14 protein-coding genes are annotated in these 15,534 nt (G+C 41.8%); 12 read left to right on the forward strand and 2 right to left on the reverse strand.

The window, feature by feature from the left end; translation table 11 throughout:
• Position 1 precedes the first annotated feature (1 nt).
• Genes mreC through rodA form a run of 4 tightly spaced genes read left to right on the forward strand, consistent with a single transcriptional unit; the run spans position 2 to position 4,429 of the window.
• Positions 2–823 (forward strand): rod shape-determining protein MreC, encoded by an 822-nt coding sequence (gene mreC / locus BC751_RS06350; protein WP_130274812.1) that lies wholly within the window; start codon positions 2–4, stop codon positions 821–823.
• A gap of 3 nt (positions 824–826) precedes the next feature.
• Positions 827–1,348, forward strand: a complete 522-nt coding sequence (locus tag BC751_RS06355) for a rod shape-determining protein MreD (protein ID WP_130274813.1) — start codon at positions 827–829, stop codon at positions 1,346–1,348.
• A 1-nt stretch (position 1,349) separates the two neighbouring features.
• Entirely contained in the window at positions 1,350–3,149 is a 1,800-nt protein-coding gene (mrdA, locus tag BC751_RS06360; RefSeq protein WP_130274814.1) for a penicillin-binding protein 2, read from the forward strand.
• 5 nt (positions 3,150–3,154) lie between these two features.
• Entirely contained in the window at positions 3,155–4,429 is a 1,275-nt protein-coding gene (rodA, locus tag BC751_RS06365; protein ID WP_130274815.1) for a rod shape-determining protein RodA, read from the forward strand.
• 2 nt (positions 4,430–4,431) lie between these two features.
• Here the strand turns inward: rodA and BC751_RS06370 are convergent, their stop codons facing one another.
• Positions 4,432–5,550, reverse strand: a complete 1,119-nt coding sequence (locus tag BC751_RS06370) for a hypothetical protein (RefSeq protein ID WP_130274816.1) — start codon at positions 5,548–5,550, stop codon at positions 4,432–4,434.
• A 44-nt stretch (positions 5,551–5,594) separates the two neighbouring features.
• Here BC751_RS06370 and BC751_RS06375 point away from each other — a divergent pair, with 44 nt between their 5' ends.
• The 5 genes from BC751_RS06375 to BC751_RS22320 all read left to right on the forward strand — a co-directional run bounded on the left by BC751_RS06375 (position 5,595) and on the right by BC751_RS22320 (position 11,951).
• Positions 5,595–5,921 carry a 2Fe-2S iron-sulfur cluster-binding protein gene (locus tag BC751_RS06375; protein ID WP_130274817.1) on the forward strand — a complete coding sequence of 109 codons (327 nt, stop codon included), beginning with the start codon at positions 5,595–5,597 and terminating at the stop codon, positions 5,919–5,921.
• A 5-nt stretch (positions 5,922–5,926) separates the two neighbouring features.
• Complete coding sequence (locus BC751_RS06380; protein ID WP_130274818.1) at positions 5,927–6,508, forward strand: thymidine kinase; 582 nt, start codon at positions 5,927–5,929, stop codon at positions 6,506–6,508.
• Positions 6,509–6,517: 9 nt separating this feature from the next.
• Entirely contained in the window at positions 6,518–7,207 is a 690-nt protein-coding gene (recO, locus tag BC751_RS06385; RefSeq protein ID WP_130274819.1) for a DNA repair protein RecO, read from the forward strand.
• Between the two features lie 753 nt (positions 7,208–7,960).
• Entirely contained in the window at positions 7,961–9,769 is a 1,809-nt protein-coding gene (gene rho, locus BC751_RS06390; RefSeq protein WP_130274820.1) for a transcription termination factor Rho, read from the forward strand.
• 511 nt (positions 9,770–10,280) lie between these two features.
• On the forward strand, positions 10,281–11,951 hold the full coding sequence (locus BC751_RS22320; RefSeq protein WP_242617389.1) for a T9SS type A sorting domain-containing protein: 1,671 nt from the start codon (positions 10,281–10,283) through the stop codon (positions 11,949–11,951).
• Between the two features lie 6 nt (positions 11,952–11,957).
• On the opposite strand, the gene BC751_RS06400 is transcribed toward BC751_RS22320, so the two are convergent.
• Entirely contained in the window at positions 11,958–13,052 is a 1,095-nt protein-coding gene (locus tag BC751_RS06400) for a T9SS type A sorting domain-containing protein (RefSeq protein ID WP_207226847.1), read from the reverse strand.
• 345 nt (positions 13,053–13,397) lie between these two features.
• Here BC751_RS06400 and BC751_RS22745 point away from each other — a divergent pair, with 345 nt between their 5' ends.
• From BC751_RS22745 to BC751_RS22755, 3 genes are read left to right on the forward strand one after another with little or no spacing between them, the layout of a single operon-like run.
• Positions 13,398–14,114, forward strand: a complete 717-nt coding sequence (locus tag BC751_RS22745; protein WP_130274821.1) for a glycine-rich domain-containing protein — start codon at positions 13,398–13,400, stop codon at positions 14,112–14,114.
• Positions 14,083–14,226, forward strand: a complete 144-nt coding sequence (locus tag BC751_RS22750) for a hypothetical protein (RefSeq protein WP_165389805.1) — start codon at positions 14,083–14,085, stop codon at positions 14,224–14,226. Before BC751_RS22745 ends, BC751_RS22750 begins: the two co-directional genes overlap by 32 nt.
• An 8-nt stretch (positions 14,227–14,234) precedes the next feature.
• On the forward strand, positions 14,235–15,062 hold the full coding sequence (locus BC751_RS22755) for a glycine-rich domain-containing protein (RefSeq protein WP_130274822.1): 828 nt from the start codon (positions 14,235–14,237) through the stop codon (positions 15,060–15,062).
• The last annotated feature ends 472 nt before the right edge of the window (positions 15,063–15,534 follow it).

The raw sequence follows: 15,534 nt of genomic DNA on the forward strand, positions 1-15,534 counted from the left end.
GATGTACAGGATATTACTGTTTCTATATAGAATAAGGGCATTCTTGTTGTTCGTGTTGTTGGAAACAATCGCCATATGGATGATTGTTTCCAACAACAGCCAACAGGGATCCGTATTTTTTAATAGTGCCAACCAAATCAGTGCCAGTATTTTGGATACCCAAGCGGATATCATCGATTATTTTTCTCTTGCTTCGGTCAACAAAGCTTTGGTTGAAAAAAATGCCGAATTGTTGGCAGAGTTAGAAAGATATAGAAAGCCTGCAGATAGCCTTTACATTCCCTTGGACAGTGCCCTGGAAGCTACCTTCCAGTTCAAAGGAGCCAAAGTCATCAATAATTCCATCAATCTTTCCCAGAATTACCTGACCATCAACAAAGGGTCAAAACATGGAATCCACGAGGGTATGGGGGTATTCAATGAAGAAGGTGTGGTAGGAAGGGTAAAAGGGGTGACCAAGAACTTTGCAACAGTGATTTCCCTCTTGCATACAGAATTGTTGGTTTCCTCTAAGATTGCTTCTACGGAAGTTTTTGGGTCTACGAAATGGGATGGTGTGGATCCCCAAAAGGCTAAAATGCTCTACGTGCCAAGGCATGTTCAGGTGAAAGTAGGGGATAAAGTCGTGACTTCTGGCTATAATGCTGTTTTTCCGGAAGGTATTCCTATCGGTACGGTTATTGAAGTGAAGCCAGGGCCTGAAACCAATTACCTTGATATTACCGTGCAGTTATCAACAGATTTCACCAAAATATCTTATGTTTATTTGGTAGAAAATAAGCTGGCAGAAGAACTGGAGAACTTGAACGTGGAAAATAAATAAAGCATGAACAGCAGGAAGGTTTTTTTATTGGCCGGTAGTTTCTTGCTCTATTTTTTAGTGCAGGTGCTGATGCTCAAAAACATGGTGATTTTCGGTGTCGCTTTTTGCTTTTTATATGTGTTGTATGTGCTGTTGCTCCCTGTTGAAATGAAAACCATTCCCTTGATGCTTATTGCTTTTATATTAGGCCTTATCGTAGATTTTTTTTACGATACCATGGGGATGCATACCCTTTGCCTGGTAGCCATAGCCTTTTTCAGGAATTTTTGGTTGGATATTCTGACCCCTACGGGAGGATATGATGAAAACCTTCAGCCCTCTATGTTGAATATGGGACTGGGATGGTTTGTTACTTACAGTATCCCCTTAATTCTGGTCCATCACATTTTGTTTTTTTATGTAGACAGTTTGGGAACCAATTTGTTCTTTCCCGTGGTTCAAAAGATTATTGCAAGTACTATTTTTGTATTCGTAATGAGCATTGTCGTACAATTACTATTCTACAGGAGAAGGAGGGGTATATAAAATGAATGATCAAAGACCGTTAATCATTATCATCGCCATCGTGTTGGTAGGTGTGGTATTGCTTACAAAACTGTTTTTGATACAAGTAGCGGATGACACTTTTTTGAGAAGGGCAGAGCGAAATGCCATACAGCGGGTAGTGGACCACCCTTACAGGGGACTGGTCTATGACCGCACCGGAAAAATCATGGTTTACAACAATCCCATTTTTGATCTGATGGTCATCCCCCGGGAGTTTTCGGTAAAGGATACAGCACGTTTTTGTGAAATTTTCCAGATAAGTAAAGAGCAGCTGATAGAAGGATATACAGCTGCAAGGAAATACTCAGCTGTAAAGCCCTCTCCCTTGAAAAAACAGATTTCTACCACAGAATTTGCCAGGATTCAGGATTACCTGATTGATTATCCGGGGCTTTTTGTCATGACCCGGGCGGTTAGGTCTTATCCTCAGCCAAGTGCTGCCAATGCCTTGGGCTATATTGGGGAAATCAGTGCAAGACAGTTGGAGCGTGACACCCTTAAATATTACAGGCAGGGGGACTATGTTGGGTTGAGCGGTATTGAGGGGTTTTATGAGCCCGAACTCAGAGGGGTCAAAGGGGTAAAATACCGAATGGTCAATGTAAGGGGGGTTGATAAAGGACCATTTAAAAACGGGGAATATGATACAGTTGCTGTGGCAGGTAAAAACCTTACCTCCACCATTGATCTGGAATTGCAGCAATATGGGGAAATGCTGATGGCGGGCAAGCGAGGTTCTGTGGTGGCCATTGAGCCTAAAACAGGAGAAGTTCTCGCCATGATTTCTGCGCCAAGCTATGATCCCAATATGCTTACCGGCGCAAAGTTTGGAGCCAATTACATGCAGTTGAACCAAGATGACAGCAAACCGCTTTTCAACCGGCCCATCATGGCTATGTACCCTCCCGGTTCTATCTTCAAAATCGTGCAGTCGCTGGTGGGTTTGCAAATGGGCGTATTGAGTCCCAATACCACCTATTCATGTAACCGTTCCTTGGTAGCCTGCCACAACCATCCCAATCCAGTGAATTTGTTTGGAGCCGTAAAGTATTCCTGCAACCCCTATTACCATCAAGCCTACAGGGCAATGATCAATAGGGAGGTTTCCAGGAGTACCTTCAAGGATACCGAAATTGGATTGAACACCTGGAGGGAATATGTGGTAAAATTTGGCCTTGGAGGGCCTTTGGGCATTGACCTTTACAATGAAAAGGGAGGCTCCATTCCTTCCAGTAACCTGTATGATAGGATTTATGGGCCAGGTAGGTGGAAATATTCCACCATTTATTCGCTCTCCATTGGACAGGGAGAGATGCTCGTAACCCCGCTTCAAATGGCCAATTTGGCAGCCATCTTTGCCAATAAAGGATATTATTATCCCCCACATCTGGTCAAAGCAGTGGATGGAGATCCCAATAAAATACCCCAAAGGTTCAGGACAAGAATCGATGTAGGAGTGGACGCCCAGCACTTTGACCTGATTCAGGATGCCATGGCAGAGGCCATCTATGGTACTGCCGCAAGGGCAGCGATCAAGGACATCACCATTGCCGGTAAGACGGGGACTGCCCAAAACCCACAGGGAGAAGACCATTCCGTATTCATTGCCTTTGCCCCTAAGGAGGATCCAAAGATTGCTATCGCCGTGTATGTGGAAAATGCAGGCTGGGGAGGTAGGGCAGCTGCTAGTACTGCCAGCTTGATGATTGAAAAATACTTAAGGGGTGAGATTACCCGACCTGCCTTGGAAGAGTATGTGCTTGCAGGAAAATTTATGTAATAGCAGTGAGAGAGGACGATTTATACATCAATAAAATAGATTGGATCACCATTACCATCTATGCCCTATTGGTCATCATGGGATGGTTCAATATCTATGCGGCTGTCTATGACGAACAAGCTGCCAAAAGTATTTTCGACTTTTCTATCAATTCCGGAAAGCAATTGGTATGGATCGGTACGGCCTTGCTGTTGATCACCATCATCATGGTAGCGGACTACCGGCTTTTCGAAAATCTTTCTTTAGTCCTTTATGGTATTTTTCTGCTGTTCCTTTTGATCACTCCATTTTTTGGAAAAGAAATCAATGGGCAAAGGGCCTGGTTTGAAATTGGTGCTTTCCGCCTACAGCCTGCGGAATTTGCCAAATTTGCCACCGCATTGGCTTTGGCTAAATTTATGGAAAGGCCGAGTTTTGACCTCAGTCAGTTCAAATACCAAATGCAGGCTTTATTGATTATCATGCTTCCTGTAGCGCTGATCATGCTTCAGCCGGACACAGGAACTGCCATGGTATATTCCGCGTTTTTTATCATGCTTTATAGAGAGGGAATGCCACAGCGTTATTATGTGCTGGGTCTGGCCTTTATAGCTGTTTCATTGCTGGCTTTGGGAATTGAAAATAACCTCTATATCGTCATCGGCGTGGTTGCCGTGGTAGTGATTTTTATCTTATTAGGGAAAAAGAAACTTTCCAGGATACTGGCTTTTACAATTTTGGGATTGGCGACCATTGCATACACATACAGTTTGGACTATGTCGTTTCCAAATTACCTGAACACCAACAAAACCGGATCATGGTTCTTTTTAATCCTGACATTGATCCCCTGGGGGTGGGCTGGAATGTGACCCAGTCCAAAATTGCTATCGGATCTGGGGGATTTGCCGGTAAAGGATACCTGGAAGGCACACAGACCAAGTTTGATTTTGTCCCCGAACAGCACACTGATTTTATTTTCTGTACCCTGGGAGAGGAGTTTGGCTGGGTAGGGTCCCTGGTCGTGATCTTCCTTTTCTGTGCTTTGTTGATCCGCTTGGTGTTTTTGGCGGAAAGACAAAAAAACAGGTTTTCCAGGGTCTATGGCTATAGTGTAATTTCCATCCTGCTTTTCCATTTTATGATCAACATAGCCATGACCATAGGCCTGTTTCCGGTAGTCGGAATACCCCTTCCTTTTTTCAGTTACGGAGGTTCTTCCCTATGGTCATTTACTATCTTGCTCTTTATTTTTATCAAACTGGACTCCCATAGGATTCAGCTTTTGGGAAGGATGAAATAAGCTTAATTTCTATGGTCAAATTTGCGGAAGATGAGCTGCAAAAATTCATTGACCTCATCCGAGTTTTTGTCCCAGTTCAATTCCCCTACATAGCGCTGATTGAGCAGATTGATGGCGTCTGCAAAACTTTCGCATTGGTCGATGGATTTCAACGCGTGGCTAAGCAGGTCAGGATTGCCGTCAAAAAGGGCTTTGGTGAACATGAATTTCTGGTTGATGCCAATGCTGTCTGCCAGATCTTTGATGGTACCTTTCATGATGGAATATTCCTCAGCTTCAAACTTTGACCAGATCTGTAGCGGATCCAAGGCATTTTCCATTGGGGCCATTTTGTAATTAATAGCGCTTGGTAAACTGGAAGGGCTGGAGGACTGTTTTATTGTTTCTGGTTCAGGCTTCTTTTCAGGTTCAGCAGCTTGGCTTGTAGTTTGCGCTTTGGGTCCCTCAGCTGTCAGAGGGGGTTCAGGTGTAGGAGTATTTGCTTCAACAGCCTGATTCACTGATGGATTTTCAAATAATTTGGGGAGTTCTAATGGATATACCGCATTAAGCGTTTCCAGTAATTTTTCAGCTGGCTCCAATTGATCGCTCAGCCTTTCGAAGTTTTGGTTCAATGCCTGTTTGAATGCTTCCCTGGTATGGGCTAGTCCGGCCCGGTCGATGATATTCTGGATCAGGTCCGTATGCCACTTGAAGTATTTTTTGTTTTCCTTGAGGTAAGCATTGAGCTGGGAAGGGTCTTTTTTGTCGAATTCCTTCTCAAAGTAGGCCACCGGGTCCAAAGCCAATTGAATGGATTCCACGACTGCATTTTTCAGCAAGGGTTCAAAATCTTTGCGTTCGACCTTGATGCTTCGGGAAAGGATATTCATAAATTCCCTGAGTGCCTCGTGTACGGCATTGTCGCGGTAGTCAAAATAAGGATTGCTTTTCATCTTTTCCAACTCCTGCTGCCAGGCTTCGAACAAACTCTTGATTGAGAAAAAATTGACCTGGATACTGGGTGTCAACTGAACCATTTCCGGTCCTGTCATGTATTTCCTTTGTGAAAAATAGGCATCACAAATTTTGACTGTAAATTTATCAGCGTAGTCCTGAATGTATGCGTTGTTGATGGTCATAATGAATTGAAATAGAAAGGTATTGCAGTATTCCAACGAAAACCATGATCAAAATTATTATAGAAAATCTGAATAATCACGAAATAATTTCATCGGAATCTGGCCGTAAAGTTATTGAATTAATCCATGAAAACTACATTGACTGGATGCATGCTTGCGGAAAAAAGGGGAGATGTACTACTTGTAAAATGATAGTGCGGTCCGGTATGGAAAATATAAGTCCCTTAAATGAGCGTGAGCAATTTTTCAGGGAAAGAGGCAGATTAAACGAAGATGAACGATTATCTTGCCAAGCTAAAATTGAGGCAGGGGAATTGCACATCCGCGTGGCTGAGCAAAATAAATTTCCCCATATGGTGTATAGTGATTAGGCAGTATGTTTATCGAACCTTCCATAGGGAAATCAAAGTCAAAGGATAAAAAAGGACATATAGAGGTCATCTGCGGTTCTATGTTTTCTGGGAAAACAGAGGAACTCATCCGCAGGTTGAACAGGGCGTTGATTGCCCGTCAAAAAGTGGAGATTTTTAAGCCGACCATTGACAAAAGGTACCATGAGTTTGACGTGGTGTCGCACAATGAAAATACCATTCGGTCCACCCCTGTTAACTTCGCAGAAGACATCATCCTGTTGGCGGGGGACTGTGATGTGGTGGGGATAGATGAGGTGCAGTTTTTTGACAACCGTATTGTGCATGTGGCCAGCGTATTGGCCAATGCCGGCAAAAGGGTGATCCTTGCCGGTTTGGATATGGATTTTGAAGGCAGGCCTTTTGAACCCATGCCGCAGCTTTTGGCCATTGCGGAGTATGTGACCAAAGTACATGCCATCTGCATGAAATGCGGGGAATTGGCTTCTTATTCTTTTCGCTTGACAGCTACCAAAGAGAAAGTGCTATTAGGGGAAAAGGACAGTTATGAGGCGCGCTGCAGGAAGTGTTTTTTTGAGGACAGGTAAGTGAATCCTATGTTGGTAAAGACCAAGGGCATTGTCGTTTCTTATATCCGCTACAAAGAGAGCTCGATTATTGTCAGGATCTTTACCAGGGAGTTGGGACTGAAAGCCTACATCGTCAATGGGGTAAGGAGCAGCAATGCCAAGACCAAGATGGGATTTTACCAGCCGCTGACCCTTTTGGATCTGGTAGTCTACAATAAGGAAAATGTGGGGCTCAACCGGATCTCTGAAGTTAAACTGGGAAGGGCTTATCATAAAATCCCATTTGATTTCCTGCGTTCGGGTATTGCCATGTTTATGGCAGAGGTACTGTCCCGGTCTGTTTATGAGGGCTATCAAAATGAAGATCTTTTTGATTTTTTGGTGGAAGCGCTGATTGTTCTCGATGATGAACAGGCCGTTTTGAGCCATTATCCGAATGTTTTCCTCTGGGGTATGGCCAGGTATCTCGGTTTTGCGCCGGATGTGGCGGCAGAATTTTTTGAGGAACTGAGGGAAGATTTTACCAAACAAATGGATTGGGGGCCGGAGATGGCCTATTTGGACAGCCTGATAGTGGAGGATTTTGCGTATGCAGACAAGATTTCTGTTCAGGTCAGGAGAAATTTGCTGGATCATTTGTTGGTATTTTTTTCAAAACACCTGGATCAGCCTGCAGAATGGAAATCGGTGAAGGTGCTCAGGCAGATGATGGCGTAGGGAAAAGTTGGATGTCGGATTTCGAAAGTCGGATTTGGAACCATTAAGAAGTTTAGGTATTTAGGTATTCATTAAGGTAATTGCTTGAAATGGTGACAAAATAACCCCGATAGGGGTTTAATCCCTTTAGGGTATTTGCCCCGGGTGCAACCCGGGTTTGAGAGGTAAATTTGATATTCTGGAATCCCGACTCCAAGGGAGTCGAATTATAGAGAAGAAAGTATAATAAGCGTCAAGAAAAACCAGGACGTGACATTGTTCTTTTGAGGTTGAGGGGCTTGTTTTTTTAGGAGCTCGGTTTTTTTATAAGACAGAGATACACAGAGGAGGCACGGAGGGGTAATGAGAAAGAGGATCAAAAATCACAGAGGTTTGAGTACATGAAAATGCTTCTCCTTGTCAACTCGATCCTGCCGGAATTACAATAGAGAAGTTTATTTTAATGTAGAATAAATCATGTATGCGCTTTTAAAATTCGGGAACAGTGACAAAAGCATGCAAAGGGAAGGCGTGTAAATTTCCTCAGTAAAGGATTGAATCATAAAACCATTGTGCCTTTTGTTTTCTTTTGGGCTTAAAATTTGCGTATTCAATTTACATCATGTAATATTGTGCCGTTACAGTATATCAAAATCCTCACCCCTTGGATTTTATACTTGCCTGAATACCTTTTTCATTCAGATCAGTAATACTCAATACACAATCAACATTATTTACACATCTTATTAGTATCAATCATTCCATAAGCTTTTTATGTATAACATAGAAGAATTAAGAATCAGACTTCTTTCTGAACTGAAGGAAATCGCTGAGGAGCTAGGTGTCAAAAACTTCAAAAACCTTAAAAAAGATGACCTGGTCTATGCCATTTTGGATCAACAGGCCATCACTCCCGAGCAAGCCCTTCCCAAGAAGAAACCTTCCGTAGTAGAAGCCGAAGTCAAAGAACAAGAAAAAGCCAAACCCGCTCAATCACCCCAAGAAGAGCCGGCAGCAGAAAGTAAACCCAAATTCAGAAGACAAAACGTAACCGAAGACCTACCTGCTGCAGAGAAAACTGAAAAGCCGAAGGCTTCAGTGAGCGAAAAACCCGAATTCAAAGAAAAGCCGGAGCAAAAGGAGAAGCCTGAATTAAAAGAAAGAGCTTTCCAAAGAGAAAAAAGGGAAGAGCCGGTTGAGAAAAAGCCTGAATCTTCGCCTGGATCCCAGCCTGCACCTGCAGCTTCCTCGGAAGAAGACAAGCCAAAATTTATCCGGCCAAGAAGAAAAGTAGTGGAAGTAGAACAGGTTGTTCCAAGTGCTGCTGCTCCTACCCCAACCCCTGCTCCTGTAGAAGCCGAAGTGGAGCTTCCGAGAAGGAAAAACATCAGAGATATCGAAGAAGTCCATGTTCCTACGGCGGAGACCGTTCCTTCCAAGAAAAAACCTTATGTGAGCATGAGGGAATTTGAAGGCATCATCGAAAATGAAGGCGTGCTGGAAATCATGTCCGAGGGTTATGGTTTTCTGCGCTCTTTGGATTACAACTACCTCGCCTCTCCAGATGATATATATGTTTCTCCTTCCCAGATCAAACTTTTTGGCCTGAAGACCGGTGACCATATCAAGGGTTCTATCCGTCCACCAAAAGAAGGAGAAAAATATTTCGCTTTATTGAAAGTCATATCCGTCAACGGAAAGACAACCGAAGAAATCCGTGACAGGATTCCTTTTGAATACCTTACCCCTTTATTCCCTGAAGAAAGGCTGAACCTTTCTACCCGCTCGGACAACTATTCTACCCGAATCCTGGATCTTTTTGCCCCTATCGGTAAAGGACAGCGGGGTATGATCGTGGCGCAACCAAAAACAGGTAAGACGGTCTTGTTGCAGCAGATTGCCAATGCCATTGCCGAAAACCATCCGGAAGTGCATCTGATGGTACTTTTGATCGATGAAAGACCGGAAGAAGTGACGGATATGGCACGTTCCGTAAAAGCAGAGGTAATTTCCTCCACCTTTGACGAGCAGGCTGAGCGCCATGTGAAGGTGGCTTCCATCGTATTGGAAAAAGCCAAGCGCATGGTAGAATGCGGTCATGATGTGGTGATCCTCTTGGATTCCATTACCCGTCTGGCCCGTGCTTATAATACCGTGGTGCCATCTTCCGGTAAGATCCTTTCCGGTGGTGTGGATGCCAATGCCCTGCACAAACCGAAGCGTTTCTTCGGTGCGGCTAGGAATGTGGAGAACGGCGGTTCCCTCACCATCATCGCTACGGCCCTGGTAGAAACAGGCTCTAAAATGGATGAGGTGATCTTTGAGGAATTCAAAGGTACGGGCAACATGGAACTGGCCTTGGACAGAAAGCTGGCCAACAGAAGGATTTATCCTGCCATCGATGTGCCGAGTTCAGGTACAAGAAGAGAGGATCTCCTGATGGACAAGGAAGAGATGCAGCGTGTCTGGATCTTGAGGAAACTGATGTCCGACATGACCTCTCAGGAAGCCATGGAGTTCTTGTTGCAAAGGATGAAAGGCACAAGGGACAATGTGGAGTTTTTGATTTCCATGAATGGATAATATCCAAGGACAAGTACATAATTCAAAACCCGGCAGCGATGTCGGGTTTTTATTTTTGGATTTTTCAGAGATCTGTCAGGTTTTCAATGCATGACAGGTCTTTTTACATTTAAAACTCTAAATAGAAAAATGGATTTTAACTGATGTTGATTAAAAAAAGTCCAGAAAGAATGATTTTTTACCTGCACTTTCATAGCTCAAAATTTGTATTATTTTTTTTAAAAAATGGTTTGTATCCCAAAAAATAAAAATAATATTTTAAAAAATTGTCAAATTCCAATAAATGTTTCAAATTTCGTCATGATTTGATGGTTTCTAACATTTCACTTGAGCTTCTGACTAAATGCTTGGCCATTAATCACTCTGGGAAGGAGCCAATAATGTTCATCATATACAAAAACTATTTAAAGTATTTATAGCCATCAGTGCCTTTTTCTACCTAAGAAAAATTGTGCTTCAAGCGGTCAGTTTGCAGTGCGTTTAAAATGTCAGGGAAAACACATTATTTGATATGAAGTTTTTAAAGCTTATTTCCATTTTAATTCTTTTTGCAACTGGGATAAAAGAGGCAGAGGCTCAACTGCCCAATAGGTCTTGTCTGACTTGTTCTCCGCCCAATAATAACTCAAATCAATTCAGATTAGGAACGGTTAGCTTTACCGATGCATCAGGAAACCCCATTGATTTGAACAATTGTCCAGATTGGAACAATGTATACATAACTGTTTTGTATTCTGCTTCCACAGGTCAAGGTAGGACAGGTGTTTTTATTGTATCTACCTTGGAGATTACGACCAATACTGGAAATAACTCTGGCTCGACAAGAAGTGCAAATTTTGATTTTTCCTTAGGAGATTTGCCTCTTACCAATGGACAATTCCGTCCTGTTACAGTTAAAGTTGATTTGCCTTTAGATTTTGACTGTCAAAATGAAACTGCTAGGTTGACCAATATCCGAGCACATTGGTCAAATTCGGGAAATAATGCCAGATGTGGAGGAGCGAACTATCCTCCCGGACAATGTGTCAATCTGGGGACAGATACAAGGGTAATTACAGTTGATGGATTTTTTTATTCCTATAGCTCTTTACAAAATTGTTTTGAAGAAGATAATAGATCTTTGATTACTTATTTCTTGACCAATGTGGCAGGGGGTAATGGAGACTTTAGAATTACTTGGAATATAAGAAGGAATGGTGTCCTTCAACCACCAGTAGAAGGAGGCCTGTTTGTGTCTGTTGTAGCAAATCCAAATGATAATATTGAGGTCAGTGTAAATGTAAGAGATTCAAATGGTTTGACAATGAATCCCCAGCCTGCACCGATAATCCGCAGTATTCAGCAGCCTTTTTCTGCTACAGTTACCGCTTCCCCTGACATTGGGCAAGTACAGCCTTCTCCTAACGGTTCTATTAGAATTACCAATTTGGATCCTTCCAAAAGCTTTTCCTTCCAATGGTTTGATGAATTGGGGAATGTTATAAATCCCGGAGATCCTACTAATCTTACCGGATTATCAGAGGGAACATATTCTCTTGTCATGACCGATCTTGAAACAGGTGTTGTAAGGTGTTTCAGCCGAACAGTCAATTTTAATTTTCTACCAGTTGTTTATGAAGATTTATCTCTTGATTTTGATGGTTCCCTAAGAGCTGTAAACTTTTCTTGGTCTACTGCCAAGGAATGGGAAACCTCTCATTTTGAGGTAGAGAGGGCTCTAAGGATTGCACATTTTGAGAAGATTGGTGAAGTAATGGCTGCAGGATGGTCAGATTCAAAGAAAACTTATATTTTTAGAGACAGCTTATTGCCTCTAGTAGGAGGAAATTTATTCTACAGGCTAAAACAGATTAATTTGAATGGAGAATATGAATACTCCAAGGTTTTGTCTGTAAGGATTCCCGGGATGGAATCATCAAATACGGTTTGGCGGGTATTTCCTAATCCTACGAATGGGGACAAGTTCAATTTGGAACTGGTGGATTCCAGGCAATATTCTGGTGAGGAAGTTCAGGTCGTTTTGATTTCACCAAGTTCCAAACCGGTTATTTTATCGGGAAAAGATATTTCTTCCTTATCTTCTCAAATTCATTCGATAATTTCAAATGCGCCTAAAGGAGTTTATCTGATTCAGGTTGGCTGGGGAAATAGAAGCGAGCAAATTAGGGTGTTGAAAAATTAAGCCGGCTTACCTTTTTATGATCCTGATATTCTCCACAGATTCTGCTTCGATGATTTCCATAATCAATACACCTTTTGGAAATTCCTGAAGTATGTGGCCAATTTCCATGTTTTTTTCAACAGTTTGAAGGGTGAGTTTTTTACTATGGCCCAAGGCATATATTCGGACTTCCACCTTTTCGGGAAGGTTTGCGCCGAGGTAATTTATTCTAAGGGAAGCATCCTGCATGGGATTTGGGAAAACCTGCCAGTTGTTAGAAGTTGTTGACTCTGTTTTGTTTTCAGCAAGAATTGTTTTGCTGTAATCAACAGTTCCGTCCAAATCCACCTGTTTGATGCGGTAATAGAGCCTTTGAGATCCAAAAGGGATTTGATGATCGGTGAAATGGTAGGTAGTGGGTTTATCACTATAACCTAAGCTTTTTACATGTCCGATCACCTCAAAGGACTCAACTCCAGCGATTGACCTTTCGATTTCAAAGTGTGAAGATTCCCATTCCTTGACAGTGGACCATTTTAGGATAATATTTTGTTTTTTGTTGTCCCGATTGACTGAGAAATCCTGCCAAATTACAGGCAATTGACTGAATTCTACACTGACCCTAAGTCCTTCTGGTGAGGCAAAGCATTGGCCGCTGGCCTCATTTGTCCTACAAGTGCTTTGTCCCTCATTTGTTCTCCAGGTCATATAGATTTCTCTGAAAAAAGTTTCGCTGCCCCAAGTGATTTCATAATTGAAAAGATAGACCAATTCATTTTTAGGTATTTGATTGCTGCTTAACCCGGTGGTATTCTGGACACATGAGCTTGATGTGCTGGAGGCCAGTATGCCAGCAACTTCCTCTCTGTTGGCAAAATGTAAAGGAAAGAAGGAATTGTTTGCAGAACCACTGAAGCGGGCATAGATCCTACCCGTTACTTTGCTGCCAATGGTATGAAGGCTTGGATCTATGGGCTTTCCGTTTACATCCAAAAAATACAATTCAGTGACTGCGAAATTGTTTTGACTGCATTGGGCATGAGCCTTGGAGTAAAAAAATAATTGGACCAACAAAATGGAAATAGCAATGGTCACCAACCTTTTTTTTTCTTTAAAGAGCATATTACTAGGGCCTATTTGTTGACTCAAGATATAGAAAAGAATAAAATTTTGCAAAATAAAAAAATGTAATTATAAAATTCTGTTTTGATATCCAGTTTTATGCAGATTGCCGACATAAAAATGATTTATATATTTTTATCAAGTAAAAATTGATTTTTTTTATGAAAAATTGAACAAATGTAATAATTTAGGTAATTATACAAAGTGTTTTAAAAATCATATAAAATGCAGGATAAATAATTTGAAATGCAAAAAAGGTAATTTTTTACTGTAATTGTTTTTTAATCAAGTGCAAAAATATATATTTGTAATTCAATTAATTATAATTGATAAGCCCTTGGTAAAATGAAGTTTTTTGGATCTTTTTTTCGTTTGATAATTGCTTCCTTACTGTTTTTTGGTTTGGTGATGGAGGGGTATGGGCAAACTGTTGTTTCAAGTTTCCAATCTCCAGATGGATGTGTTATTACTTATAATATGAGCGATGATACAGTCATAGTAGTATTTAAATGTGATGCTTTATGGACTCCTCCACTTGGTTTACAATTTCTTGATGATATTCTTGTAATTGGAGGAGGAGGAGGAGGAGGAAAAAGAGATGACTCAGGTAATAGAGGTGCTGGAGGTGGAGGTGCAGGTGAAGTTTGGTATGTTTCAAATACAGGTTCACTTAGTCTCGATTTTAATTCCCCAACTCCTTTAAATATTGTGATTGGAAATGGAGGTCAAGGGAGTTCATCCTCAAGCACTAGAGGTGGAACTGGGAATCCTTCAAGCGTTACTAGAACAGATAACAATAATCCATTCGTAAATATTATAGCTCAAGGAGGAGGAGGGGGAGGAAGTGCCAATTCTTCTATATTAGGTACGCCTATAGCTCCTACTTATGATGATCAACGAAGAGGTGGTTTTGGAGGGTCTGGTGGTGGTTCTGTAGGATCTTATGGCCCAGGGGCATCAAATCCAATACCAGGTGGACAACCAGTACCTCTCGGTGATGGAATCAGTAGATTTTCGAATGCCGGTGGGAATGGAGTTGGTAATAATAATGTCACAGGTTGAGGCGGTGGTGGTGGGGCCGGAGCTCCAGGAGATCCTCCAGGAGGTGCTTCTCGAGGGGGAGATGGTGGAGCAGGTAGAACATTTGCTATTGCCAATAATATACCTCCAATAAATCCAAGTTTGATTTTAAATATTTTTGCTGGAGGAGGGGGTGGTGTAGGGGGGAATCAAGGAAATACAGCTGGTTCTCCTGCTGATGGGGGTTCTGGAATTGGGGGAAATGCATCTGCAAGTAATAATGGGTTTCCAGGGGTGGCAAATACAGGATCTGGTGGGGGTGGAGGTGGAAGTTCAACTGCAAATAACTTTTCAGGTGGTAACGGAGGGTCTGGGATCGTGATTTTAAGGTATTCATTAATTAATATTCTTCCAGTTGAGTTTGCTTATTATGAAACCCGATTTTTAAGACAATCAAGATCTGCGATAATTTCATGGGCTACAACAAAAGAATGGGAGTCTTCCCATTTTGAAATTGAGAGAACTACTCAAGGCTTAAGTTTTGAAAAAATAGGAGAGGTTGAAGCTGCAGGATGGAGTGACGCTACAGTTGAGTATGAATTCGAGGATAAAAATCTTCCTTTAACCGGAGGCAATATTTTATACCGGTTAAAGCAGGTAGATTTCGATGGAACTTTTTCCTATACATCGGTAATGACGGTCAGAGTCCCCAGTGTTGAATTTACCTCAGGCGTATGGCGTGCCTTTCCTAATCCTACAGATGGCAGTGAACTGCGCATCAGTTTACTCGATGCCAGCCAGTACAATCAGGAACCGCTAACCTTTAGGTTGATCCATCCTACCGCTCAGAATAGGCCTATCACAGTAACATCTGAATCGGAAATGAATGAAATGCTTTCCCAAATGTTACTCAAAATCCCCAAAGGCGTCTTCGTGGTCGAAATCCAATGGGGCCAAAAAGTTGAACACATCAAAGTATTGAGGCAGTAATAATTTTTTTCATGCGTTTTTTTTCCACTGTTCCCAAAGGGCAGTGGTTTTTTTTAAACAGAACGCAGATAACGCTGATTTGGCGGATAATCGCAGATATCATTGCAAATCAATTGCTCAAGTTGCGACGCTTATTGCGGGTATAAAACAATATCTCTTATTATATGAAATTCAAAACCCTAAAGGGGCTTGAACCTTGAATAGCCCCAAGTGGCCACTCGGGGGACATGGAGGGTACCGATCCGGGTCAACCCTGAAAGGGCTGAACATATTCTCCCTGATTTCCTGTAAGGATTAATTTTTCCCACCTTCTAGAGCAGTAAAAATCTATTTTATTGACGCCAAAACCAATTTTAAGGCAAAAAACAGTATATGAAATACAAAAAACTGCATAAAAACCTGATTTTGTTTGTTTTATAAAAAACAAAAAAGTATGTTTGTAATGCAAAAAAAATACTAAACAAATAGACCG

Source organism: Cecembia calidifontis (genome assembly GCF_004216715.1).
Classification (GTDB): Bacteria; Bacteroidota; Bacteroidia; order Cytophagales; family Cyclobacteriaceae; genus Cecembia_A; species Cecembia_A calidifontis.

What these genes read in the sequence shown, in the direction of transcription:
- BC751_RS22745 (WP_130274821.1), top strand. Translation starts at nt 13,398, where the DNA reads ATGAAGTTTTTTGGATCTTTTTTTCGTTTGATAATTGCTTCCTTACTG.
- rho (WP_130274820.1), top strand. Translation starts at nt 7,961, where the DNA reads ATGTATAACATAGAAGAATTAAGAATCAGACTTCTTTCTGAACTGAAG.
- BC751_RS06375 (WP_130274817.1), top strand. Translation starts at nt 5,595, where the DNA reads ATGATCAAAATTATTATAGAAAATCTGAATAATCACGAAATAATTTCA.
- BC751_RS06355 (WP_130274813.1), top strand. Translation starts at nt 827, where the DNA reads ATGAACAGCAGGAAGGTTTTTTTATTGGCCGGTAGTTTCTTGCTCTAT.
- BC751_RS06370 (WP_130274816.1), bottom strand. Translation starts at nt 5,550, where the DNA reads ATGACCATCAACAACGCATACATTCAGGACTACGCTGATAAATTTACA.
- BC751_RS22320 (WP_242617389.1), top strand. Translation starts at nt 10,281, where the DNA reads ATGAAGTTTTTAAAGCTTATTTCCATTTTAATTCTTTTTGCAACTGGG.
- mrdA (WP_130274814.1), top strand. Translation starts at nt 1,350, where the DNA reads ATGAATGATCAAAGACCGTTAATCATTATCATCGCCATCGTGTTGGTA.
- BC751_RS06400 (WP_207226847.1), bottom strand. Translation starts at nt 13,052, where the DNA reads ATGCTCTTTAAAGAAAAAAAAAGGTTGGTGACCATTGCTATTTCCATT.
- mreC (WP_130274812.1), top strand. Translation starts at nt 2, where the DNA reads ATGTACAGGATATTACTGTTTCTATATAGAATAAGGGCATTCTTGTTG.
- BC751_RS22750 (WP_165389805.1), top strand. Translation starts at nt 14,083, where the DNA reads ATGGAGTTGGTAATAATAATGTCACAGGTTGAGGCGGTGGTGGTGGGG.
- BC751_RS06380 (WP_130274818.1), top strand. Translation starts at nt 5,927, where the DNA reads ATGTTTATCGAACCTTCCATAGGGAAATCAAAGTCAAAGGATAAAAAA.
- recO (WP_130274819.1), top strand. Translation starts at nt 6,518, where the DNA reads ATGTTGGTAAAGACCAAGGGCATTGTCGTTTCTTATATCCGCTACAAA.